18 protein-coding genes, 1 pseudogene and 1 riboswitch are annotated in these 22015 nt (G+C 71.6%); of the genes and pseudogenes, 11 read left to right on the forward strand and 8 right to left on the reverse strand.

Translation table 11 applies throughout. From position 1 onward, the window contains the following. Nucleotides 1-26 precede the first annotated feature (26 nt). From phnC to glpD, 4 genes are read left to right on the forward strand one after another with little or no spacing between them, the layout of a single operon-like run. On the forward strand, nt 27-827 hold the full coding sequence (phnC, locus tag IAI59_RS01425) for a phosphonate ABC transporter ATP-binding protein (protein WP_237181173.1): 801 nt from the start codon (nt 27-29) through the stop codon (nt 825-827). Continuing rightward, nucleotides 824-1609 carry a phosphonate ABC transporter, permease protein PhnE gene (phnE, locus tag IAI59_RS01430; protein ID WP_207419388.1) on the forward strand — a complete coding sequence of 262 codons (786 nt, stop codon included), beginning with the start codon at nt 824-826 and terminating at the stop codon, nt 1607-1609. The genes phnC and phnE (IAI59_RS01430) overlap by 4 nt, the downstream gene beginning before the upstream one ends. Then, a complete protein-coding gene (gene phnE / locus IAI59_RS01435) occupies nt 1606-2427 on the forward strand; it encodes a phosphonate ABC transporter, permease protein PhnE (RefSeq protein WP_207419389.1) in 822 nt (273 codons plus the stop codon). Before phnE (IAI59_RS01430) ends, phnE (IAI59_RS01435) begins: the two co-directional genes overlap by 4 nt. Further along, on the forward strand, nt 2427-3920 hold the full coding sequence (glpD, locus tag IAI59_RS01440; RefSeq protein WP_207419390.1) for a glycerol-3-phosphate dehydrogenase: 1494 nt from the start codon (nt 2427-2429) through the stop codon (nt 3918-3920). Before phnE (IAI59_RS01435) ends, glpD begins: the two co-directional genes overlap by 1 nt. Nucleotides 3921-4023: 103 nt before the next feature. Here glpD and IAI59_RS01445 read toward each other — a convergent pair whose 3' ends face one another. The 5 genes from IAI59_RS01445 to IAI59_RS01465 form a co-directional block, all read right to left on the reverse strand. Beyond that, nucleotides 4024-4443: a pseudoazurin gene (locus IAI59_RS01445; protein WP_207419391.1), complete on the reverse strand. Its 420-nt coding sequence runs from the start codon at nt 4441-4443 to the stop codon at nt 4024-4026. A gap of 11 nt (nt 4444-4454) precedes the next feature. Then, nucleotides 4455-5219 (reverse strand): ABC transporter ATP-binding protein, encoded by a 765-nt coding sequence (locus IAI59_RS01450; protein ID WP_207419392.1) that lies wholly within the window; start codon nt 5217-5219, stop codon nt 4455-4457. Then, nucleotides 5216-6292, reverse strand: coding sequence for a FecCD family ABC transporter permease (locus IAI59_RS01455; protein WP_408887628.1), 1077 nt, complete (start codon nt 6290-6292; stop codon nt 5216-5218). The genes IAI59_RS01450 and IAI59_RS01455 overlap by 4 nt, the downstream gene beginning before the upstream one ends. Then, nucleotides 6289-7299, reverse strand: a complete 1011-nt coding sequence (locus IAI59_RS01460; protein WP_207419393.1) for an ABC transporter substrate-binding protein — start codon at nt 7297-7299, stop codon at nt 6289-6291. The genes IAI59_RS01455 and IAI59_RS01460 overlap by 4 nt, the downstream gene beginning before the upstream one ends. A gap of 111 nt (nt 7300-7410) precedes the next feature. Continuing rightward, a riboswitch (cobalamin riboswitch) is annotated at nt 7411-7607 on the reverse strand. Nucleotides 7608-7647: 40 nt separating this feature from the next. Then, a complete protein-coding gene (locus tag IAI59_RS01465) occupies nt 7648-7926 on the reverse strand; it encodes a hypothetical protein (protein WP_207419394.1) in 279 nt (92 codons plus the stop codon). A gap of 130 nt (nt 7927-8056) precedes the next feature. On the opposite strand from IAI59_RS01465, the gene dinB reads away from it, so the two are divergent. After that, entirely contained in the window at nt 8057-9136 is a 1080-nt protein-coding gene (gene dinB, locus IAI59_RS01470) for a DNA polymerase IV (RefSeq protein WP_272877393.1), read from the forward strand. On the opposite strand, the gene IAI59_RS01475 is transcribed toward dinB, so the two are convergent. Next, nucleotides 9133-9531: a hypothetical protein gene (locus IAI59_RS01475; RefSeq protein WP_207419396.1), complete on the reverse strand. Its 399-nt coding sequence runs from the start codon at nt 9529-9531 to the stop codon at nt 9133-9135. The genes dinB and IAI59_RS01475 overlap by 4 nt on opposite strands. A 163-nt stretch (nt 9532-9694) precedes the next feature. Here IAI59_RS01475 and IAI59_RS01480 point away from each other — a divergent pair, with 163 nt between their 5' ends. Both IAI59_RS01480 and IAI59_RS01485 read left to right on the forward strand, forming a co-directional pair. Next, entirely contained in the window at nt 9695-11218 is a 1524-nt protein-coding gene (locus IAI59_RS01480) for a serine hydrolase domain-containing protein (RefSeq protein ID WP_207419397.1), read from the forward strand. Then, nucleotides 11215-12792: an ABC transporter substrate-binding protein gene (locus tag IAI59_RS01485; protein WP_207419398.1), complete on the forward strand. Its 1578-nt coding sequence runs from the start codon at nt 11215-11217 to the stop codon at nt 12790-12792. The genes IAI59_RS01480 and IAI59_RS01485 overlap by 4 nt, the downstream gene beginning before the upstream one ends. 48 nt (nt 12793-12840) lie before the next feature. On the opposite strand, the gene IAI59_RS01490 is transcribed toward IAI59_RS01485, so the two are convergent. After that, nucleotides 12841-13710, reverse strand: a complete 870-nt coding sequence (locus tag IAI59_RS01490) for an aldo/keto reductase family oxidoreductase (RefSeq protein WP_207419399.1) — start codon at nt 13708-13710, stop codon at nt 12841-12843. Between the two features lie 91 nt (nt 13711-13801). Here IAI59_RS01490 and IAI59_RS01495 point away from each other — a divergent pair, with 91 nt between their 5' ends. Further along, nucleotides 13802-14758, forward strand: a complete 957-nt coding sequence (locus tag IAI59_RS01495) for a LysR family transcriptional regulator (RefSeq protein ID WP_207419400.1) — start codon at nt 13802-13804, stop codon at nt 14756-14758. Nucleotides 14759-15570: 812 nt separating this feature from the next. Here IAI59_RS01495 and IAI59_RS22935 read toward each other — a convergent pair. Continuing rightward, a pseudogene (locus tag IAI59_RS22935) lies at nt 15571-16035 on the reverse strand (deoxyribodipyrimidine photo-lyase); the annotation flags it as partial. Between the two features lie 236 nt (nt 16036-16271). On the opposite strand from IAI59_RS22935, the gene IAI59_RS01500 reads away from it, so the two are divergent. The 3 genes from IAI59_RS01500 to IAI59_RS01510 all read left to right on the forward strand — a co-directional run bounded on the left by IAI59_RS01500 (nt 16272) and on the right by IAI59_RS01510 (nt 21748). Then, nucleotides 16272-19571 (forward strand): DEAD/DEAH box helicase, encoded by a 3300-nt coding sequence (locus tag IAI59_RS01500; RefSeq protein ID WP_207443827.1) that lies wholly within the window; start codon nt 16272-16274, stop codon nt 19569-19571. A 69-nt stretch (nt 19572-19640) separates the two neighbouring features. After that, entirely contained in the window at nt 19641-20186 is a 546-nt protein-coding gene (locus IAI59_RS01505; RefSeq protein WP_207419402.1) for a heme NO-binding domain-containing protein, read from the forward strand. A gap of 5 nt (nt 20187-20191) precedes the next feature. After that, the gene (locus tag IAI59_RS01510) at nt 20192-21748 is read left to right on the forward strand and encodes a putative bifunctional diguanylate cyclase/phosphodiesterase (RefSeq protein ID WP_207419403.1); all 1557 of its coding nucleotides are present in this window, start codon (nt 20192-20194) and stop codon (nt 21746-21748) included. Nucleotides 21749-22015 lie beyond the last annotated feature (267 nt).

Consider the following 22015-nt stretch of genomic DNA (forward strand, 5'->3'; position numbering starts at 1 on the left):
CTGAAGAGCACAGCATGTCCGCCACCATGACCGCCGCACCCCAGGGAACCCCTGGGGGCGCGGCGCCCGCCGTCGCCAGCGTCCTGCAGATCCGCAAGCTGGTGAAGGAATACGCCGCCGGCAAGCCGGTGCTGAAGGGCATCGACGTGTCGGTGCCGGCCGAGGGCATCACCGCCATCATCGGCCCTTCCGGCACCGGCAAGTCCACGCTGATCCGCTGCATCAACCGGCTGGTGGAGCCGACCAGCGGCTCCATCACGCTGCACGGCGCGGAGCTGACCGGGCTGCGCGGCAAGCAGCTGCGGCTGGCGCGGCGGCGCATCGGCATGGTGTTCCAGGAATACAACCTGGTCGAGCGCCTGACGGTCATGGAGAACGTGCTCAGCGGCCGGCTCGGCTACGTGCCGCTGTGGCGCGCCTGGCTGCGCAAGTACCCGGAGGAGGATATCCAGCGCGCCTTCATGCTGCTGGATGCTGTCGGCCTGCCGGAACACGCGACGCGCCGCGCCGACGCGCTGTCCGGCGGCCAGCGGCAGCGCGTCGGCATCGCCCGCGCGCTGATGCAGCGGCCGGAGATCCTGCTGGCCGACGAACCGACCTCCTCGCTCGACCCGCGCACCGCGGTCGAGGTGCTGGAACTGCTGACAAAGCTGACGGCGGCCGAGGGCGTGCCGGTCATCATCAACATCCACAACGTCGAGCTCGCCAAGCGCTACGCGCGCCGCATCATCGGCATGTCCGGCGGCTCCGTGGTGTTCGACGGCCCGCCGGAGGAGCTGGAGCAGCACCACCTGCGCGCCATCTACGGCGGCGAGGACTGGCTGTGAGCGCCACCACCGCACGGCGCGTCGCCTTCGCGCCCAACTGGGCGCTGCGCGCGGCGCTGCTGGTGCTGCTCGCCTATACGGTCTGGGCGTCCTCGCGCCTCGGCCTGAGCTGGGACCGCGTGGCGCATGGCATGGGCGAGGGCGGCCGGCTGCTGGCCCGCATGGTGCCGCCGAACTTCGAGCGCTGGCAGCTGCTGCTGGAAGGCATGCTGGAAAGCTTGCAGATCGCTGTGCTGGCTTCCGCGCTCGGTATCCTGATCTCGCTGCCGCTGTCCGTGCTGGCGGCGCGCAACCTGTCGCCGCTCTGGATCGCCGGGCCGGTGCGCGGCGTGATCGCGGTCTGCCGCTCGCTGCACTACGTGATCGTCGCCATCCTGTTCGTGAAGGCCATCGGCTTCGGCGCGCTGGCCGGCACGGCGGCGCTGGTGGTGGCTTCCGTCGGCTTCATCGCCAAGCTCTTCGCCGAAGCCATCGAGGAGATCTCGATGAAGCAGGTGGAGGCGATCCGCGCCACCGGCGCCGGCGTGATGAAGGTGCTGTTCTACGCGGTGCTGCCGCAGGTCTCCTCGCGCTTCATCGGCTTCTGCCTGTACCAGCTCGACAGCAACCTGCGGAACTCCACGCTGGTCGGCATCGTCGGCGCGGGCGGCATCGGCGGCACGCTGTTCGCGGCCTTCAAGCGCTTCGACTACGACTTCGTGGCCGCCATCCTGCTTTCCATCATCGCCCTCATCTTCCTGGCCGAGATCATCTCCGGCCGCATCCGGGCCGCCCTGCGATGAACAGCATCACGCATGATCCCGTCGCGCCGCTCCGGCGCGAATGGCAGCGCCACACGCCCGCGCAGCGCATCTCCCGCTGGCTGGTCTGGCTCGCCTGCGTCGCCGCCGTCGTCTGGGCGGTGCGCAGCATCGACATCATCCCCGAGTTCCTGGCGGACGCGCCGGAGCAGATGGGCGACATGCTGGTGCGGATGTGGCCGCCCGAGCTGTCGCATTACTACCCGGAAGTGCACAACGCGCTGATCGAGACGCTGCACATCGCGACGCTCGGCACCGTGTTCTGCTTTATCCTGGCCGTGCCGCTGGCGCTGCTGGCGGCGCGCAACATCTGCACGATCCGCCCGATCAACGCGCTGGCGCAGCTCGGCCTCGTCGCGTCCCGCTCGGTCAACTCGCTGGTCTGGGCGTTGCTGTTCGTCGCCATCTTCGGCCCCGGCCCGGCGGCGGGCGTCTTCGCCATCGCGTTCCGCTCGGTGGGCTTCGTCGGCAAGCTGCTGGCGGAAGCCCTGGAGGAAACCGCGCCTGGCCCGCGCGAGGCACTGCGCGCCGCTGGTGCCCCCTGGGGCTCGGAGCTGCTGAAGGGCGTCTGGCCGCAGGTGCAGCCGGCCTTCTGGGGCATCGCGCTGTTCCGCTGGGACATCAACGTGCGCGAAAGCGCCGTGCTCGGCCTGGTCGGCGCCGGCGGCATCGGGCTGGTGCTGGACGATGCCATCAACTTCTTCCAGTGGCCGCGCGTCGCCACCGTGCTGCTGGCGGTGCTGGTGGTGGTGCTGTTGGCCGAGATCATCGTCACCCGCATCCGCGCGAGGCTGATCTGATGCCCGGCACCATCGACCTCCTGGTCATCGGCGGCGGGGCTAACGGCGCCGGCATCGCGCGCGACGCGGCGGGGCGCGGGCTGTCCGTGCTGCTGGTGGAGCGCGGCGACCTCGGCGGCGCCACCTCCTCCAACTCCTCCAAGCTGGTGCATGGCGGGCTGCGCTACCTGGAGCACCGCGAGTTCCGGCTGGTGCGCGAGGCGCTGGCGGAGCGCGAGGTGCTGCTGCGCACCGCCCCGCACATCGTCTGGCCCATGCGCTTCGTGCTGCCGCACGTGCCGGACATGCGGCCGCGCTGGATGCTGCGCACCGGACTGTTCCTGTACGACAACCTGGCCAAGCGCGTGACCCTGCCCGGCAGCCAGGCGCTGGACTTCCGCACCCATCCCTGGGGCGCGCCGCTGAACGGCGCCGCCACGCACGGCTTCGCTTATTCCGATGCCTGGGTGGAGGATTCCCGCCTCGTCATCCTGAACGCCCGCGATGCCGCGGCGCGCGGCGCCGAGGTCCGCGTCCGCACGCGCTTTATCGGCGCGGCCCGCGATGCCGAGGGCTGGACCGTGACGCTGGAGGCCGAGGGCGGCCAGCGCGAAACGATCCGCGCCCGTGCCATCGCCAATGCTGCCGGCCCCTGGGTGATGCAGGCGCTGCAGGATACCGGCGTGAAGGCACCGGACCGCATCCGCCTGGTGCGCGGCAGCCACATCGTGGTGCCCGCGCTGTACGAGGGCGACCAGGCCTACATCCTGCAGAACGACGACCGGCGCGTGGTCTTCGTGATCCCCTACGAGGGGCGCTTCACGCTGATCGGCACCACGGACGTGCCGCACGACCCGGACAGCGGCCCGCCCCGCTGCACGCCGGAGGAAGCGGCCTATCTGTGCCGCGCCGTGTCCCGCCAGTTCCGCAAGCCGGTGACGCCCGAGGACATCGTCTGGACCTATTCCGGCGTGCGCCCGCTGCACGACGACGGGGCCGAGAACCCTTCCGCCGTGACGCGGGACTATGTGTTGAAGATGGACCGGTCGGCCGCGCCGCTGCTGTCCGTGTTCGGCGGCAAGATCACCACCTACCGCCGGCTGGCCGAGGACGCGGCGACGCAGCTTTGCGACGCGCTGGGCCGCCCCCGCCCCGCCTGGACCGCCGGCAGCACCCTGCCCGGCGGCGACCTGGGCGGGCTGTCGGCGCAAGCCTTCCTTGCCGCCGCCGCCGCGCGCTACCCCTTTCTGCCGGCCGACCGGCTGGCCCGGCTGTTCCATTGCTATGGCGGCGAGCTGGACCAGGTGCTGGGCGGTGCCGCCTCCGCTGGCGAACTAGGCGAGGACCTGGGCGGCGGCATCACGGAGCGCGAGCTGGACTGGATGGTGCGCAACGAGTGGGTGCGGGCGCCGGACGACGCGCTGTGGCGCCGCACCAAGCGGGGGCTGCACATGACCCCGGCGGAGCGTGATCGTTTCGCCGTGGCGTTCCAGGGGCTGGCGCAAGTCGCCTGAACGGTGGGGGCGGACACATTCGTTTCCCGCCCCCCCCCGCGGCCACATCCGCCTTTTCCCCGCTCGGTTGGGTGGCAAGGGCTCTGGTGCCTGGGGCGGCGCGTCATTCCGCCCGTTGCAGGATCCGCTCGAAGCGCCGCCGTGCCGGGGGCGGCAGGTTGTCCGGCAAGGCCGCCGCGTCGGCCCGGGCATCGCCCACCTGCACCAGCATCACCATGCCCATCGCGAAGTGCGGGATGCACTGGATGCCGTAGGTGCCGGGCACGGCGAAGGGCACCACGATCTCCTCGTTGATGCGCCCCTTGAAGGAGGTGGCGCCAGGTGGCAGCATGGCGGGGATGGAGGCGGCGTTGTGCGTCACGTGGGTGGCGACAAAGCGGATGCTGTCGCCTGGCCGCAGGCGCAGGAACTCTGGCTCGTAGACCATGCCGCCGGTGTCGTTGCGGTTCAGCATGCGCACCTCGTGCACCTCCGCCCGGGCGGGGACAGCCAGCAACAGCAGCGGCAGGATCAACAGTCGCATCCGAGGACCTTTCAATCGGCGGCGTGGAAGCGGATGACGCGCGCGCCGTCGGTGGGGTCGGTCAGCACGGCGGCGCGCACGCCGAAGACGTCGCGCAGCAGCGCGGTGGTCAGCACCTCCCACGGCCGGCCCAGCGCCACCAGCCGCCCCCGGTGCATCACGCCCAGCCGGTCGCAGTTCAGCGCCTGGTTGAGGTCGTGCAGCGCGACCACGGTGGTCACCGGCAGGGTTTCCACCAGCCGCAGGATGGAAAGCTGGTGGTGGATGTCCAGGTGGTTGGTCGGCTCGTCCAGCAACAGCACGCGGGGCTGCTGCGCCAGGGCGCGCGCGATGTGTGCGCGCTGGCGCTCGCCGCCCGACAGCGTCGCCCAGTCGCGCGCGGCGAATCCGGCCATCTCCACCACCGCCAGCGCCTCGGCGACGATGGCGTCGTCGGCCGCCGACCAGGGCCGCAGCATGGACAGCCAGGGCGTGCGGCCGAGTTCCACCGCGTCGCGCACCGTCACGCGGTCGGCGGTCTCGGCCTGTTGCTCGACCAGCGCCAGCAGCTGCGCCACCTCGCGCCGCCGCATGGCCGCCATGGGGCGGCCGCCCAGGCGCACGGTGCCGGCATCCGGTCGCAACACGCCAGCCAGCAGGCGCATCAGCGTGGACTTGCCGGAGCCGTTGGGGCCGATCAGGCCCAGCGTTTCGCCTTGCGCCACGGCCAGCGACACGTCGCGCAGGATGGGCACGCCGCGCGCGGACCAGTGCAATGCCTCGGCGGACAGGATCATCGGGCCGGCCGCCGCCGCACCAGGATCAGCGCAAAGGCCGGCGCGCCGACCAGCGCGGTGACCACGCCGATCGGCAGCACCTGCCCCTTGACCGCGATGCGCGACACCACGTCGGCCGCGATCAGGAACAGCGCGCCGGTCAGCGCCGCCGCCGGTACCAGGCGCACGTGCCGCACGCCCGCCAGAAAGCGTGCCGCATGCGGCACCACGAGGCCCACAAAGCCGATGGAGCCGACGATGCTGACCATCACCGCCGTGGCAAAGGACGCGCACAGGATCAGCAGCACCTGCACCTGCCGCACCGGCACGCCCAGCGCGATGGCGGAATCCGTGCCGAAGGTGAAGGCGTCCAGCGCGCGGGCATGCCACAGGCAGACCAGGGTGACGGCCAGCGCCACCGGCACGGCGAAGACCACGTTGTCCCAGCGCGCGCCGCTGAGGTTGCCCAGCAGCCAGAACAGGATGCCACGCGCCTGCTCGGCGCTGGCGGAGCGGGTGATCACGAAGGCGGTGATGGCGTTGAACAGCTGCGAGCCGGCGATGCCCGCCAGCACGATCTGCCCTGCCGCGCGCGGCCCCACCCCGCCGCCTGAGAAACGCGCCAGCAGCGCCACCAGCAGAAAGGCGCAAAGCGAGCCGGCGAAGGCGCCGAGCGACAGCGACACCGCCCCCGCGCCGACGCCCGCCACCGTCACCAGCACGGCGCCCGTGGACGCGCCGGCCGAGATGCCCAGCAGGAACGGGTCGGCCAGCGCGTTGCGCAGCAGCGACTGCAGGATGACGCCCGAAACCGCCAGCCCCGCGCCGCAGCAGGCGGCGACGATGGCGCGCGTCAGCCGGTAGTTCCACACGATGCCCTGGTCGATGCGGTCCAGCGCGAAGCCGGCGCCGAACAGCTTGTTGGCCAGGGTTTGCAGCACCGTGCCGGGCGGGATCGGCGTTTCGCCGATGCACACGCCCGCCAGGATGGCCGCCGCCAGCAATGCCGAGATCCAGCCGGCATGCAGCGCCGCGCGGCCGAGCAGCCGGGCCAGCGCGCGCGGCAGGCCGGCGGGTGGCGGGCCCGCCGTCACCGGTCCAGCCGGGCCATCGCGTCCGTCAGGGCTTCCAGCCCGCCCACCAGGCGGAGGGTGGCCTGCATGGCGTGGGCGTCGATGATGACGATGCGGCCGTGCTTGACCGCCTCCATCTCCCGCGTCACGGGGTCGGCGCGCAGAAAGGCGAGCTTGCGTTCCACGTCGTCGGCCGGAAAGCGGCGGCGGTCCATGCGCGCGATGACCAGCACGGAAGGGTTGGCGCGCGCGATGCTTTCCCACCCCACGGTGGGCCATTCCTCGTCCGACTGCACCACGTTGCGCAGGCCGAGCGTGCGCATCATGTAGCCGGGGATGCCCTTCTGCCCGGCCATGTAGGGATCGAGGTCGAGGTCGGCGGAGGAAAACCAGAAGGCGGCCGAGGCATCGCTGAGGTTCAGCGCCCGGGCACGCGCCACCGCCGCCGCTTCCCGCGCGCGCAGATCCGCCACCAGCGCGGCGCCCCGGTCCTGGCGGTCGAACACCGCGGCCAGTTCCGTGATGCCCTTGTATAGCGATTCCGTGCTGAAGGCGGCGGTGCGGGTGCCGTCGGCGCCCACCAGGTTGTTCTTGCCCTCGCAGTCGGGGGGCATGACGTAGGTGGGCACGCCGAGCTCGTGGAACTGCGGGCGGGTCCCGACCACGCCCTGCGGCCCGACCATCCATTCGAACTGCGTGGCCACCAGCCCGGGGCGCTTGCCGATCACGGATTCAAAGGAGGGCGCGTTGTTGTCCAGCCGCGGCACGCGCGCGTTCTGCTCGCGGAACTCGGGCAGCACCTCGTTGAACCACAGCGCGGTGCCGGCCATGCGGTCCCCGGCGCCGAGCGCGTAGAGCACCTCGGTCACCGACTGGCCGATGGTCACGGCGCGGTCCGGCGCGGCGTCGAAGCGCAGCGACTGGCCGCAGTTCTCGATCAGCAGCGGATAGCGGGTCGGCTGCGCCGTGGCGGCGGACAGCGACAGCCCGAGGCCGATGGCGGCCAGGGCGAGGCAGCGGCGCATCATGCGCATGCCCCCTGTTGCGGGAGCGTGGCACCTGCGCGCGGCGGCGCGGGCCGCCGCGCATGGCGTGACGGTTCAAACATCGACATTCCTCCCCGGACACCCCGCCGGATGGGTCAGTTGCACAAGCCGGCAGGTCTCCTGACTGGCGGGTCAGCGCCCCATCCGGCCTTCCCGGGATGGCTCCCAGTGGCGTGTTCGGATCGGGCTCGCCGCCTACAGTTGCGGGGGCAGTTCCGTTTGGCGGCCGGCAAAGGCCGCGACGGATTCCCTGTTAGTTCCTTTCGGAAACCGGCATCGCGAGGGGTAACGGATGCGCGGCCGGCGCACAAGCGCCGGCCGCGCATCCCCTCAGTTCACGCCATGGCATTCCGAGGTGGTTTCGCGCCGGCTGCTCATGCCGCCGGCGGGACGGATCTCGCACACCACGTACTTGCCGCCCTTTTCCAGCGTGAAGCTCGGCCCCATGGCGGCGACGATGCGGTGGCCACCGTTCAGCAGCGCGCTCATCGGCTGGTCGATCTCGGTCCACACCGTGACGGGGCGCGCGGGCGGGGCGGGTGCCTGCGCCCAGGCCGGCAGGGCGGCGCACAGCAGGGCGAGGCTGGCGGGAAGCACGAAGCGGTTCATGGTATTTCCTGTGGATGGGACGGTGCGGCAAGCCTACCGGCGGCGGCATGGCGCGTCACCCCGCGCTGGCCCTGGGGCGGGCGGCGCGGCCGCGCTACAACCGCCGCAGGTCGAACCGCATTGCACCGTCGTGACGCCGCCAGTCCGCAAGATCATCCACATCGACATGGACGCCTTCTACGCCTCGGTCGAGCAGCGCGACGACCCGGCGCTGCGCGGCCGCCCGCTGGCGGTGGGCGGCTCGCGCGATCGGGGCGTGGTGGCGGCGGCGAGCTACGAGGCACGGCGCTTCGGCGTGCGCTCCGCCATGCCGTCGCGCACCGCGCTGCGGCTGTGCCCCGAGCTGCTGTTCGTGCCGCCGCGCTTTGAGCGCTACCGCGCCGTATCACGGCAGATCCGCGCCATCTTCCTGGACTACACGCCGCTGGTGGAGCCGCTGTCGCTGGACGAGGCCTATCTGGACGTCACGGACAACCTGAAGGGCGAGCCGCTGGCCAGCCGCATCGCGCGCGAGATCCGCGCCCGCATCCGGGAGGACACGGCGCTGACCGCCTCGGCCGGCATCAGCTACAACCGCTTTCTGGCCAAGCTGGCATCGGACCACCGCAAGCCGGACGGCCAGTTCGTGATCACGCCGGAGATGGGGCCGGACTTCGTGGCAGGGCTGGAGGTGGGGCGCTTTCACGGCATCGGCCCGGCCACGGCGGCGCGCATGAACGGCCTCGGCATCCGCACCGGGCAGGACCTGCGCGCGCAGTCGCTGGCCTTTCTGCAGGCGCATTTCGGCAAGGCGGGCGCGCATTTCCACGCCATCTCGCGCGGCGAGGACGCCCGCCCCGTGGTGCCGGACCCCCCGCGCAAGTCGTCCGGCTCGGAAACCACCTACGGCCACGACCTGGCGGATGCGGACGGCGTGCTGGCGGGGGTGGAGGCGCTGGCGGCGGAGGTCTGGGACTGGTGCGCCGGGCAGCAGGCCTTTGGCCGCACCGTGACGCTGAAGGTGAAGTTCGCCGACTTCCAGCAGATCACCCGCAGCCGCTCCTCGCCCGAGCCGGTGAACAGCCGCGCCGCCCTGCTGGGCGCGGCGGCGGAGTTGGCGCGGACGGTGCTTCCACTGCCCAAGAAGGTGCGGCTGCTCGGCGTCACGGTGTCGAACTTCGAGGAGCCCGGCGCGGCGTCGCCGCAGATGACCTTCGACTTCGGCGCCTAGACAGCGCGGAAGCGCACCGGGTCCTCGATGCCCAGCTCCGCCGCCCGGGCATCGAAGGCCGCGTCATAGACCCCGGCCAGCGGGCCGCCTTGCGCCTCGTCCAGCGCCGGCACGCCCGCTTCCAGCGCCAGGGCCATCAGGTGCGAGGCCTGGGCGGCCAGCCCGGCGGCGTGCATCGACTCCACCGCCAGCTTCGCCTCGGCCACGGCCAGCTGCCGTTCCAGCGCGGCCGACTGCCGCTCCGCCGCGTCCAGCCGCCGGCTTTGCTCGGCCAGCACGCCGCGCAGGGCGCGCAGCCGCGCGGCGGTGTCGGCCACGGCCTGTTCCATGCGCTCCTCGATCCCGCCCAGGGCATCGTCCAGAAACGGGATGGTGGCGGCGGGGGGCTGGGACATGGCGGTTCTCCGGGCGGCGCGGGGGGCCTTGTATAGGTCGGCGGCTTCGGGCGCGAAATGCCGGCGGCCGCCAACACGGCGTGATCGGCGGGCCGGCCGCTCTAGCCAAGCCGGCCGTTCTCCGGTGTCATGCTTGCCGCCACGGAACGACTGTGAGGACCGCATGCCGATCCTGGACTGGAACGGGGCCGCCGCTGTCGCGGAGGAGATCGCCGCCAGCTGGGCGGGCGGGCCGGGCGGCGCCATCGTGCTGTTCGACGTGGCCGGGCCGCGCGCCACCGCCGCCGGCGGGCTGGCGAGCGTCGAGCATGCCCTGCCCTTCACGCCCGACACGCCCAGCCGCTATGCCTCCATCAGCAAGCACCTGCTGGCCGCGACACTGCTGCTGGAGGAGATCGAGCTGCGCGCCCCGCTCGGCGTGCTGCTGGACGGGCTGCCCGGGCCGATCGGCGCGGTGCCGCTGGGGCGGGCGCTGGACATGACCGGCGCGCTGCCGGACATGATGGAGGTGCTGTGGCAGCAGGGCGTGCCCTTCACCGCCAGCCTGTCCGCCGCCGAGGTGCTGGCCGCGCTGCGGCGCCTTTCCGGCACCAACGCGCCGCCGGGCACGGAGATGGCCTATTCCAACACCGGCTGGCGGCTGGCGCAGATGGTGCTGCCGGCGCAGCGCGGCGTCGAATATGCCGAGGCCTTGAGGCGCCGGCTGACCGCCCCGCTGGCGCTGGACATCACCTTGCCGCTGGACGAGGCCGAACCCGTGCCTGGCCTGGCCACCGGCTACTGGCGGGACGGCGCCACGCTGCGGCGCGGACGCTACGGCCTGCATTTCTCCGCCTCCGGCGGGCTGGCGGGCAGCGCGGCCACGCTGGCGCGCTGGGCGGCGGCGCTGCTGGCGGGGCAAGGTCCGCTGGCGGGCATGCTGGACCGGCTGTCGGCGCCCCGCTTCTTCGCCGATGGCACGCCCAGCGCCTATCGGCTGGGGCTGGTCAGCACCAGCCTGGGCGACGCGCCGCTGCTGACCCATGGCGGCTCCCTGCCCGGCTACCGCAACCACCTGATCCTGGCACCGGAGCATGGCGCCGGCGTGGTGCTGCTCGGCAATCGCGAGGAGGAGGCCCTGTGGCCCGCATTGCAGGTAATGGCCGCCCTGCTGGGCCAGCCGATGCCGCGCCCTGCCGGCAACCCCACCGGGCTGTTTGCCACGGCGGAAGGTCCCTTCTGGGCCGAGCTGCTGCCCGGCGCCATCGGCTTCATGGGCGGGCACGAGGCCTTGGTGGAAGATGGCGCGGGCGGCTTCCGCTCGCTGCCCGCTTATCTCGACATCCGGCTGCGGCCCATGGCGGATGGCGCGCTGGAAGGCCATGTCGGCGGCGCCGCGCGGCGGCTGCTGCCCGTGCCGCCCGGGCTGGCGCTGGACCCGGGGCTCGCCGGCCGCTGGCGGGAGCCGGCATCGGGCGCCGAGCTGCTGGTGCGCCCCGACGGCACCGCGCGCCTGCCCTGGGCCGGCGGCCTGGGCGCGGAGACGGTGCTTACCCCCCTGCCCGGCGGCCGTGCCCTGGCATCGCTGGCGCATGCCATGTGGCGCCACCGCCCCTGCCTGTGGCGCGACGCGGACGGTGCCCTGCGGCTGGCCGGGCACCGCGCCCGGGTGCTGCGTTTCCTGCCCCTTGGACCGGAGGTCTCATGACGCGCTTCCGCCTCGCCCTCGCCCTGCTGGGCCTGATCCCCCTGGCATCGCCGCAGGCCCAGGATCTGCCGCCCGACCGCGTGCTGCGCGTGGCGCCGCATGCCGACCTGCGCACGCTGGACCCGGTCTTCGCCTCCATCGTCATCACCCGCATGCACGGGCTGATGATCTACGAGACGCTGTTCGCCTGGGATTCCAAGCTGCAGCCGCACCCGCAGATGGTGGACAGCTTTTCCACCGCGCCGGACGGGCTGTCCTGGACCTTCACGCTGCGCCCGGGCCTGCTGTTCCATGACGGCCAGCCGGTGACCAGCCGCGACGTGGTCGCCTCCCTGAAGCGCTGGATGGCGCGGGACACGGTGGGCGGCAAGCTGGCGGAATACGCGGCCGGGCTGGAGGTGGTGGATGCGCGCAGCTTCGTGCTGCGGCTGAACAGGCCGATGGGGCTGGTGCCCTTCGCGCTCGGCTCCGCCGTCGGGCAGATCCCGGTGATCATGCGCGAAAGCGACGCCGCCACCGACCCGATGCGGCCGGTGACGACCACCATCGGCAGCGGTCCCTTCCGCTTCAACCGCGAGGAATGGCGCAGCGGCGCGCGCGTCGTCTACGACCGCAACCCCGACTACCGCCCGCGTGCCGAGCCGGCGGACGGGCTGGCCGGCGGCCGCGTGGTGAAGCTGGACCGCGTGGAATGGACCATCATGCCGGACCCGGCGACAGCCGCGGCGGCATTGCAGGCAGGCGAGATCGACATCTGGGAACAGCCCAGCCAGGACCTGCTGCCCGTGGTGGCACGCGCCCGCGGCGTGGCGGTGGACCGCTACGCCAGCCTGCCCAACCAGGCCATGCTGCGGCCCAACCACCTGTTCCCGCCGTTCAACGACCCGCGTGCCCGTTTGGCGATGGCCCTCGCCACCGACCAGGGCGACTTCCTGGCGGCAGGCTTCGGCGACGAGCAGTGGTGGAAGCGCTGCGGGTCGTATTTCGTGTGCGGCAGCCCCAACGGCACCGAGGCCGGCGCCGAGCCCTATGCGGCGCCCGACCTGGACCGCGCCCGCCGGCTGCTGGCCGAAAGCGGCTACAAGGGCGAGCGGGTGGTGCTGAACTCCTCCTACGACATCGCGCCGATCGGCCGCATGGCGGAGGTCGCGGCGGAATCGCTCCGCAGGATCGGCATGAACGTGGACCTGCAGTTCGCCGACTGGGGCACCGTGACCACGCGGCAGGCCAACCGGGGCCCGGTGTCGGAGGGCGGCTGGAACCTGTTCGTCACCACCGCCTCGGGCGCCACCATGCAGTCGCCCGTCACCAACATCGGCACCAACATGGGCTGCGACCGCGCCTGGTCCGGCTGGCCCTGCGACGGGGAAGCCGAGCGCCTGCGCGGCGCCGTGGTGGACGCGCCGGACGAGGCCGCGCGGCAGGCCGCGACGGCAGCGCTGCACCGCCGGCTGGCGGAGGTGCAGCCCTACCGCGTGCTGGGGCAATACGACCAGCCCTATGCCCGCCGCGCCAACGTGTCCGGCGTGCTGAACGCCCCGGTCATGGTGTTCTGGAACATCGAGAAGAAGTAACGGCTTTCGCTGATAGCCGGGAAGGGTCGGCGCCCCTCCCGGCCCGTATCAGGCCGCGCCGATCCCATCCAGCGCCGCCACCGCGTCCTCCGGCAGGTGCAGTTCCGCCGCCGCGAGGTTTTCCCGCAGATGCGCGACGGAGGAGGTGCCGGGGATCAGCAGGATGTTCGGCGCGCGCCGCAGCAGCCAGGCCAGGGCCACCTGCATGGGCGTGGCGCCCAGCCGCGCCGCCACGCCGGTCAGCGCCGAGGATTGCAGCGGGCTGAAGCCGCCCAGCGGAAAGAACGGCACGAAGGGGATGCCGTCACGGGCCAATTCGTCGATCAACGCGTCGTCGCCGCGATGCGCCAGGTTGTACTGGTTCTGCACGCAGGCGATCTCGCAGATGCGGCGTCCTTCCGCGACCTGCGCGGGCGTGACGTTGCTGAGCCCGATGTGGCGCACCAGCCCCTGCCGCTGCAGCTCGGCCAGCACGGACAGCGGCGCTTCCAGCGACCCCTCGGCCGGGCCGTGCACGCTGAACATGCTGCGCAGGTTGACCACCTCCAGCACGTCCAGGCCCAGGTTGCGCAGGTTGTCGTGCACTGCCTTTGTCAGCTCCTCGCGCGAGAAGGCCGGCAGCCAGGCACCCTTGTCGTCCCGCCGCGCGCCGATCTTGGTGACCAGGGTGAGCCCGGCGGGATACGGCGCCAGCGCCTCGCGGATCAGCTGGTTGGTGACGTGCGGGCCGTAGAAGTCGCTGGTGTCGATGTGGTCCACGCCGCCTTCCACCGCCGCCCGCAGCACGGCGATCGCCGCGTCGCGGTTTCGCGGCGGGCCGAATACGCCGGGGCCGGCGAGTTGCATGGCGCCGAAGCCGAGCCGGCTGACGTCGCGGCCGCCGAGCGTGAAGCGGCCGGCCTTGCTGAGCAGGGTCATGGGTTTCTCCTGTGGGTGCCGTGAAGCTAGGCCCTGTCCCGGCGCGCGATAACGGGGCAGAATCGGCACGCCCCGTGCGGAATGGCGAACAATGCAGGCTGACCTTGGCGACCTCCAGGCCTTTCTCGCGGTCGCCCGCGCCGGCGGCTTCCGCGAGGCGGCGCGCGCGGCGGGCGCCAGCGCCTCGGGGCTGAGCGAGGCGGTGCGCCGGCTGGAAACCCGGCTTGGCGTGCGGCTGCTGCACCGGACCACGCGCAGCGTCGCGCCCACGGAAGCCGGCGCGCGGCTGCTGGAGCGGCTCGGCCCGGCGCTGGGCGAGGTGGCGGCGGCGATGGACGTGGTCAATGGGTTCCGCGACCGGCCGGCGGGCACGCTGCGGCTGAACGTGCCGGTCAGCGCGGCCCGGCTGGTGCTGCCCCGGATCGTGCCGCCGTTCCTGTCCGCCTTTCCCGAGATCCGCCTGGAGGTGATCGCGGAAGACAGCTTCGTGGATGTGCTGGCCGCCGGCTGCGACGCCGGCATCCGCTACGACGAGCGCCTGGAGCAGGACATGATCGCGGTGCCCATCGGGCCGCGCCTGCAGCGCTTCGCCACCGCGGCATCGCCCGCCTACCTGCACCGCCACGGCCGGCCCGCCCACCCGCGCGACCTGCTGGGCCATGCCTGCCTGCGCAGCCGCTTCAGCAGCGGCGCCATGCCCGTGTGGGAATTCGAGCGCGACGGCGAGGTGGTGCGCGTGGACCCGGCCGGGCCGCTGCTGGTCAACGCCGGCGCGGCAACGGACCTGGCCGTGGAGGCCGCCATCGCCGGCACCGGCGTCGTCGCGCTGTTCGAGGACTGGCTGCGCCCGCACCTCGACAGCGGCGCGCTGGAGCCGGTGCTGGAGCCCTGGTGGCCGTGCTTTTCCGGCCCTTTCCTGTATTACCCGGGGCGGCGCCTGGTGCCGGCGCCGCTGCGCGCCTTCATCGACTTCGTGCGCGCTTCCGCGGCCGGGTCGGACTCGCCGTCACGCTCCGCCGCGCACAGCTTCTCCACCGACGCCTCGTAGGCCTTGGCGTCGATCTTGCGCAGCGAGTTCTCGCTCTGGTAGCGCACGGTGCCGAAGACAGGCCGCCGCGCCCAGGGGCGGTCGTGCAGCCCGTAGACCCAGGCGACGTTGGTGAAGGAATTGGCGTCCCGCCCGTCCAGGAAATACCGGTTGTTGATGCGCAGCGTACGCTCGAAGCCCTGCTCCGGCGTATCCGACCATTCCAGGATCTTCTTGCCCCAGTACATGCGCAGGTGGTTATGCATGTATCCGGTTTCCCGCATCTCGGCCATCGACACGTTCCAGTAGTGGTCGTGCGTCTTGCCTTCGCACAGCTCCTCGTCGCTGTAGCGGTGCGGGCGCTTGTCCTTGGCGTGCTCCTGCAGCGCCCCGCGCGCCCAGGCGGGGACAGCCTTGTCGTAGCGGTCGTAACCCTCGGTATAGTGCACGTGGTTCATCGCCAGCTCGCGGCGCACCACCACTTCCTCGATAAAGGCGGTGCGGTCCTCGTCCTTGCCACCCTTCGCGGCCTGCACGGCCAGCACGATCTCCACCGGCGAGATCTGGCCGAAATGCAGGTAGGGGCTCATGTGCGACGCGGCGCCGGCCTCGGGCTTGCCGCGCTCGGCGCCGTAGTTGCGGAACGGACCGGCGAGATAGGCCTTCAACAGCCGGCGCGCCTCCGTTTCTCCACCGCGGAAGCGCCGCACCGGGGAAACATCGCGGTCCAGCGTCATGCCCGCCAGCACCGCCGCCGGGTCGGACATGTCCATGCCCTTGAGCGACAATCCTGCCGCGCTATGCTTCACCTTCACGGGGCTGATGTCGTGCAGGAAGTCGGCCATGCGGCGGCCGATCTTGGGGCGCAGGGTGCGGGCCGCGTGCTCGTGCTTGTCGGACGCGACCTCCACCGGCACCACCACGTCGCCTTCCACCTGCACCACGCGCAGCTTGGCGCTCTTCAGGATCTCCGCGTACCACTGCTTCTGGATGGCCAGGTAGCCGCGGTCCAGCACCAGCAGCGCGGCGCGCTTGGACAAGTCGATGGCCACCTCGGCCGGCGAACCCTTGCGTGCCACGAATGCGATGCCCCGCTTGGCCAGCCCCGCGGCGGCATCCGCCAGCCCTTCCAGCAGAAAGGCGTAGTGGCGGGCATTGGCTTCGGGAAAGCCGTTGGAGCCGTCGAGCAACCCGAAACAGGCGACCACCGGCAGGCCCAGGCGGTTCGCCTCCTCCACCGCCAGCTCCAGCGCCGGGTTGCACCGCGACCGGTTCGCCTGCTGCAGCAGGCACAACACGTAGTCGGCCCCGTCGCGCGGCTCCGCCTCATGCAGTACGCGGATTCGCTCCGCCTCGATCCTCGCCAATCCCGCCCCCTGCCATCAGTACCAGGGAAGGCAGATATGGCCGATCTGCCTGCCGACAACCCGTCGTCGGCGCGGGGCCGGCGGCAAAAGCCACCATGCCACCCTTCGCCGTTTTGGTGCGTTTCACCCGCAACGTCGATCGGGAGCGATGAAGCATGGCAGCGTGGGTGGCAGAACCGGAGGGCCTTCTGGCCGCGCAGCTGACCGAATGCGTTTCGCGGTCCGGCGGCATGGTGTTCCTGGCCCGCAGCGAGGCCCGTGCCGGCCGCCTGGCCCGTGCCGCCGCCGCCCTGGCCCCCAGGCTCCGCGTGGTCCTGCTTCCGGGCTGGGACTGCCTGCCCTACGACCGCGGCTCGCCTTCGCGGCAAAGCATGGGACTGCGCATGGCCGCGCTGCGGGCCCTGTCGGCTGGCACGGACGAGCCGGTCCTGCTGTTCGCCGGCATCGAGGCCGCGACCCAGCGCCTGCCGCCGCCCGGGGCGCTGGCGGAACTGAGGTTCCGCACTGGCGACGCCTTTGACGAGGCGGCGGCGGCGCGCCGCCTGGCGCAGCTCGGCTACATGCTGGACGACCGGGTGGACGAGCCGGGTGAGGCGGCGCTGCACGGCAGCGTGCTGGATGTGTTTCCCCCCGGCGACGGCGTGCTGCCTTGCCGCATCGAGCACGAGGATGGCCGGATCCTATCGATCCGGCGCTATGACCCGCTGACCCAGCGCAGCGTGGACGAACCCGAGGACGGCGTGACGCTCGGCCCCGCCTCCGAGGTGGTCTGGCCCGAGGATGCGACGGAGCACCACGCCCAGGGCATCGAGCATGCCCTGCCCGACATCTACCCCACGCTGGTCGCCGTGTTCGACCTGTTGCCCGGCGCCGCCGTGCTGGCCGACCCGGAGGTGGAGGAGCTGCGCGTGCAGCGCGGCGCCGAGGTGGCCGACGCATTCCGATCCCGCTTCAGTTTCGCGCAGCCCGGGTCCGACCTGCGCCCGGCATCGGAACCCGCGCGCCTTTATCTGGACGATGCCGCCTGGGAACAGGCGTTAGCCGGCCGCGCGGTCACGGTGCTGGACGCGGCGCCCGAAGACCCGCAAGGCAGCATCCCCAGCTTTGTCGCCATGCGCGAGCCGGAGGAGGCTTTTCTGGCCTTTCTGTCGGAGCAGCTGGAGGCCGGCCGCCGCGTCGCCCTGTCGGGCCACGACCGGCAGCGCACCCGCGCGCTGGCGCGGCTGGCGCGCGACCGCGCCGGGCTGGATGCCGTGGAGTTCGCCGATTGGGCGGCAGTGCGGGCCGCGCCCCCCGGCAGCTTCGGCGTGATGCGGGGTCAGCTGGACACCGGTTTCTCCGACGGCGCGGCGGTGGTGGTCGCGCCGGACGACGTGCGCGTCGGCCAGCGCCTGCATGAATCCTTTCGCCGCGAGATTCCTGGCCTGGGCGACACGGTGCTGCAGCCGGGCGACGCGGTGATCCACCTGGACCACGGGCTCGGTGCGCTGCGCGGGGTGGAAACGGTGACGGTGGCCGACGTGCCGATGGATTGCCTGGCGCTGGAATACGCCGGCGGCACCAAGCAGCTGGTTCCGCTGGACGAGATGGATCGCATCTGGCGCTACGGCGCGGAAGCCGAGGGCGTGACGCTGGACCGGCTGGGCGGCACCTCCTGGCCCAGGCGGCGCGCCGAGGTGGAAGCGCAGGTGGCGGACTCCGCCCGCGCCCTGTGCCGCATGGCGCGGGAGCGCGCGCAGCGCACCGCGCCCGTGCTGCGCGCACCCGCCCGCGCCTACCACCGCTTTGCCGCACGCTTCCCCTATGCGCTGACGCCGGACCAGGCGGATGGCATCGACGCCGTGCTGGCCGACCTCGCTTCCGGCACCCCGATGAACCGGCTGGTCTGCGGCGATGTCGGCTTCGGCAAGACCGAAGTGGCGCTGCGCGCCGCCGCCGTAGCTGCCCTGGCCGGCCGGCAGGTGGCGGTTCTGGCGCCCACCACGGTGCTGGTGCGCCAGCACCTCAACACCTTTCGCCGCCGCTTTGCCGGCATGAAGCTGGACGGCCGGCCGATCCGCATTGAGCAGTTGTCCCGCCTGTGCTCGGCCGCCGAGGCCAGGGCGGTGAAGGCCGCGGTCGCCGACGGCACCGTGCACATCGTCGTCGGCACCCAGGCGCTAGCCGGCAAGGATGTGCGCTTCGCCGGACTCGGCCTCGTGGTTGTGGACGAGGAGCAGCGCTTCGGTGCGCGGCAGAAGGCGGCGCTGCGCCGCATGGGCGAGGACGTGCACCACCTCGCCATGACGGCGACGCCGATCCCGCGCACGCTGCAATCGGCGCTGGTGGGGCTGGAGGATCTCAGCATCATCGCCACGCCCCCGGGCCGGCGCCAGCCGATCCGCACCGTGCACGTGCCGATGGACGATGCGGTTCTGCGGCAGTCGCTGTCGCGCGAGAAGCGGCGCGGCGGGCAAAGCTTCGTGGTCTGCTCGCGCATCGAGGACCTGCCCGATATGCGCGCGCGCATCCAGCAGGCAATGCCGGAGCTCTCCATCATCGAGGCGCATGGCGCGCTGCCGGCCGACGAGGTGGACAGCGCCCTGGTGCGCTTCGCCGAGGGCGAGGGCGACGTGCTGCTGTCCACCAACATCGTGGAAACCGGGCTGGACGTGCCGCGCGCCAACACCATGCTGGTGCACCGCGCGGACCGCTTCGGCATCGGTCAGTTGCACCAGCTGCGCGGCCGCGTCGGCCGCGGGCGCACCCGGGGCAGCATCGTGCTGCTGACCGACCCGGCGGAGCCGCCCAGCGAGCTGACGCGCAAGCGCCTGAAGACGCTGGAGGCCTTTGACCGCATCGGCGCCGGCTTCGCCATCAGCGCGCGCGACATGGACCTGCGCGGCGCGGGCGACCTTTTGGGTGAAACCCAGGCCGGGCACATGAAGCTGATCGGCCTCGACTTCTACCAGCACATGCTGCAGGGCGCGCTTTGCCAGGCCCGCGGCGAGGCGGTGCGGGAAGACTGGACGCCGGCGCTGTGCATGGCCGTGCCCGCCGGCATCCCGCGCAGCTACGTGGAGGAGGAAGCGACGCGGGTGGAACTGCATGTCCGGTTGGCCGCCATCCTGCGCCGGGGCGATGCCATCGCGCTGGGCGACTTCGCGGAAGAGGTGGACGACCGCTTCGGCACCCCGCCGGAAGAGGTCGCCAGCCTGCTGGCCCTGGCGCGGCTGCGCATCGGCTGCCGGCGCCTCGGCATTGCGGAGCTGAAGGCCGGGCCCAGCGCGGCCACCGCCCGCTTCCGGGGCCGGATGCCGGAGGTGGAGGCGCCGCTGGAACGCCGTGGCGACCGCATCCGCCTGGCACGCGAAAGCCAGGACGCGGCCGCGTTGCTCACTACCGCGAAGATCCTGGTCAACACCCTGGCGAAGCAGCGCCGCGCCCGGCGCCAGGCCCCGGCCGAGGACCTACGCGTGGAAGCATGACGCGCCCGCGATCTTAACCGGGACTTCAAGGACATCGGCTAGCTTGCATGCGAAGCAAGGATGATCCCCATGAAGGGCCGGGTGTTCACGGAACTGTTCGACCATGTCGAGAAGCGCTACGGCATCGACATGGTGGACGACATCGTCGATGCGGCACAGTTGCCACATGACGGTGTCTACGCCAGCACCGGCAGCTACCCGTTCCAAGAGATGGTGTCGCTGGTCAAGGCATTGTCCGCCACGACGGGCCGAAGCCTGCCGGAGATCCTGGAGCCTTTCGGTACTCATTGCTTTGAAAGCTGGGTGAGCGACGCGCCACACTACTTCTCGCGCGATCGCAGCCTGTTCGACATCCTGGAAGGCATCGACGCGTTCCATGAGGTCGAAGTCCGCAAGCTTTACCCGGACGCGGAGCTGCCGTCCTTCCAGCCGGAAGCGCGCAGCGCCAGTTCCCTGACGCTGGGCTATCACAGCTGCAAGCCGCTGGCGCCTCTCGCGCTCGGCGTGATTCGCGGCGCCGCCACGCATCTGGGGCAGGAAGTGGCGCTCAGCATCGAGCCAGCCACCGGCCCGCGCGGGGCCTACACCCGGATCCACGTTGACCTGCTGCGGTGACCTGCGTGACCTGTGCAGATCCGGCTGAAGTGATCGCGCCGCCGGAACAGGTCCGGCGCCTGCAACGCAGGCTGGCGCGGGAAACCGCGGCGCGCAAAGAGGCCGAACGGCTGCTCGAACAGAAGAGCCTGGAACTGTTCGCATTGAACCGCAGCCTGATGCAGCTGAACAACCACTTGGAACAGCGGGTCGAGCATCGCACCCGGGAGCTCATGCAGGAAAGGCTGCAGGCACAGGAACAGGCGTATCGCGACCCGCTCACCGGGCTTGCCAACCGCCCCATGTTCCGCCGGCACCTGCGGCAGGCGGTGCGGCGCGCCGGATGCCTGTCGCATGCTGCCGTGCTGTATCTTGATCTCAGCGGCTTCAAGACGGTCAACGACACGCTCGGTCACCCGGTCGGCGACGCGCTGCTGTGCGCGGCCGCGGCGCGGCTGCGGCATTGCACGCAGCCCGGCGACTTGGTGGCCCGCATCGGCGGCGACGAGTTCGTGGTCGTGCAGATCGGCCCCGCGCAGCCGGAAGCTGCGGCAGCGCTGTCGAAGCAGCTGCTGCGGGCCATCCAGGCGCCGTTTTCCGTCCAGTCGCACCGCATCGCCATGAACGCGAGCATCGGGATCGCCACCGCGCTCGCGGCTTCGGCGGATGCCGATGTCCTGCTGCGGGATGCGGACATCGCGTTGCGCGTGGCACAGGCGGAAGGTCGGGGCACCACGCGGCTGTTCCGCCCCGAGATGCACCGCCAGGTGCAGGACCGCCAGCACAGAGAGGGCGAGCTTCGCCACGCGGTGGAACAACAGCAGTTCGAGCTGTTCTACCAGCCGCTCCTGCATGCCGGCGCGGGCCATCTGGCGGGCTTCGAGGCGCTGCTGCGCTGGCGCCATCCCGAGCGCGGCCATGTTCCGCCGGCCGAGTTCATTCCCCTGGCCGAGGAAACCGCCCTGATCCGGCCGCTTGGCGCCTGGGTGCTGGAGCAGGCCTGTCGTGAGGCAGCCCGGTGGCCCGGGTCGCTGAAGGTCGCCGTCAACCTGTCTCCCGTACAGTTCGTGCAGGGCGAGCTGCTGGACGGCGTGCGGCATGCGCTGGACGCATCGGGGCTGGATGCGGCGCGGCTGGAGCTGGAGATCACGGAATCGGTTTTGCTGCGGAACAGCGACGAGACCCTGCTGCTGCTGCGGCAGATGCAGGCGCTGGGCGTGCAGATCTCGATGGACGACTTCGGCACGGGCTATTCGTCGCTGAGCTATCTCCGCAGCTTTCCTTTCAACAAGATCAAGATCGACCGGGCCTTTGTCCGCACCCTGGCGGATGGCAAGGGCAGCCTGGAGATCATCCGCGCCGCCGTCGGCCTCGGACGCGCGCTCAACATGAAGGTGCTGGCGGAAGGCGTGGAAACGCCCGCGGAGTTGGCCACGCTGCGGGCGGAAGGCTGCGACGAGGTGCAGGGGTTCCTGTTCAGCAGGCCGGTCCCGTCGGCCGAGGCATGGCGCCTGATCGCCCGGGACCAGAACGGGCGCGCCCCATGGCGACGCAATGACGCCCTGCAGGAAGCCTGCAGCTGAGGACAACTGCGGCGGATGCCGCCGAAGGTCCTGCCAGCAAGCCCACCGCCCTGAACACAGATGCCGCGACAGCACGGCCGGCCACGGGGCCGCGGCGCGGGCCACCTGCACAGCAACATTCAAGTTGAACCACGACCGCCGGCCGCATGCGCGCCCGGCAATACGTGCGACTTGGCGAATGCCCATGATTTTGACCAGGATATGCTTGAGAAACAGGCAGCCTCGTTTTTTGTGCAGTGCAAATTCCTCCGGGCACTATTGACGCTT

The sequence above is a fragment of the Roseomonas haemaphysalidis genome (genome assembly GCF_017355405.1).
Lineage (GTDB): Bacteria > Pseudomonadota > Alphaproteobacteria > Acetobacterales > Acetobacteraceae > Pseudoroseomonas > Pseudoroseomonas haemaphysalidis.

Coding starts and splice junctions, on each gene's coding strand:
- phnC (WP_237181173.1), top strand. CDS start 27: ATGACCGCCGCACCCCAGGGAACCCCTGGGGGCGCGGCGCCCGCCGTC.
- phnE (WP_207419389.1), top strand. CDS start 1,606: ATGAACAGCATCACGCATGATCCCGTCGCGCCGCTCCGGCGCGAATGG.
- glpD (WP_207419390.1), top strand. CDS start 2,427: ATGCCCGGCACCATCGACCTCCTGGTCATCGGCGGCGGGGCTAACGGC.
- IAI59_RS01445 (WP_207419391.1), bottom strand. CDS start 4,443: ATGCGACTGTTGATCCTGCCGCTGCTGTTGCTGGCTGTCCCCGCCCGG.
- IAI59_RS01450 (WP_207419392.1), bottom strand. CDS start 5,219: ATGATCCTGTCCGCCGAGGCATTGCACTGGTCCGCGCGCGGCGTGCCC.
- IAI59_RS01460 (WP_207419393.1), bottom strand. CDS start 7,299: ATGATGCGCCGCTGCCTCGCCCTGGCCGCCATCGGCCTCGGGCTGTCG.
- IAI59_RS01465 (WP_207419394.1), bottom strand. CDS start 7,926: ATGAACCGCTTCGTGCTTCCCGCCAGCCTCGCCCTGCTGTGCGCCGCC.
- IAI59_RS01475 (WP_207419396.1), bottom strand. CDS start 9,531: ATGTCCCAGCCCCCCGCCGCCACCATCCCGTTTCTGGACGATGCCCTG.
- IAI59_RS01480 (WP_207419397.1), top strand. CDS start 9,695: ATGCCGATCCTGGACTGGAACGGGGCCGCCGCTGTCGCGGAGGAGATC.
- IAI59_RS01485 (WP_207419398.1), top strand. CDS start 11,215: ATGACGCGCTTCCGCCTCGCCCTCGCCCTGCTGGGCCTGATCCCCCTG.
- IAI59_RS01490 (WP_207419399.1), bottom strand. CDS start 13,710: ATGACCCTGCTCAGCAAGGCCGGCCGCTTCACGCTCGGCGGCCGCGAC.
- IAI59_RS01495 (WP_207419400.1), top strand. CDS start 13,802: ATGCAGGCTGACCTTGGCGACCTCCAGGCCTTTCTCGCGGTCGCCCGC.
- IAI59_RS01505 (WP_207419402.1), top strand. CDS start 19,641: ATGAAGGGCCGGGTGTTCACGGAACTGTTCGACCATGTCGAGAAGCGC.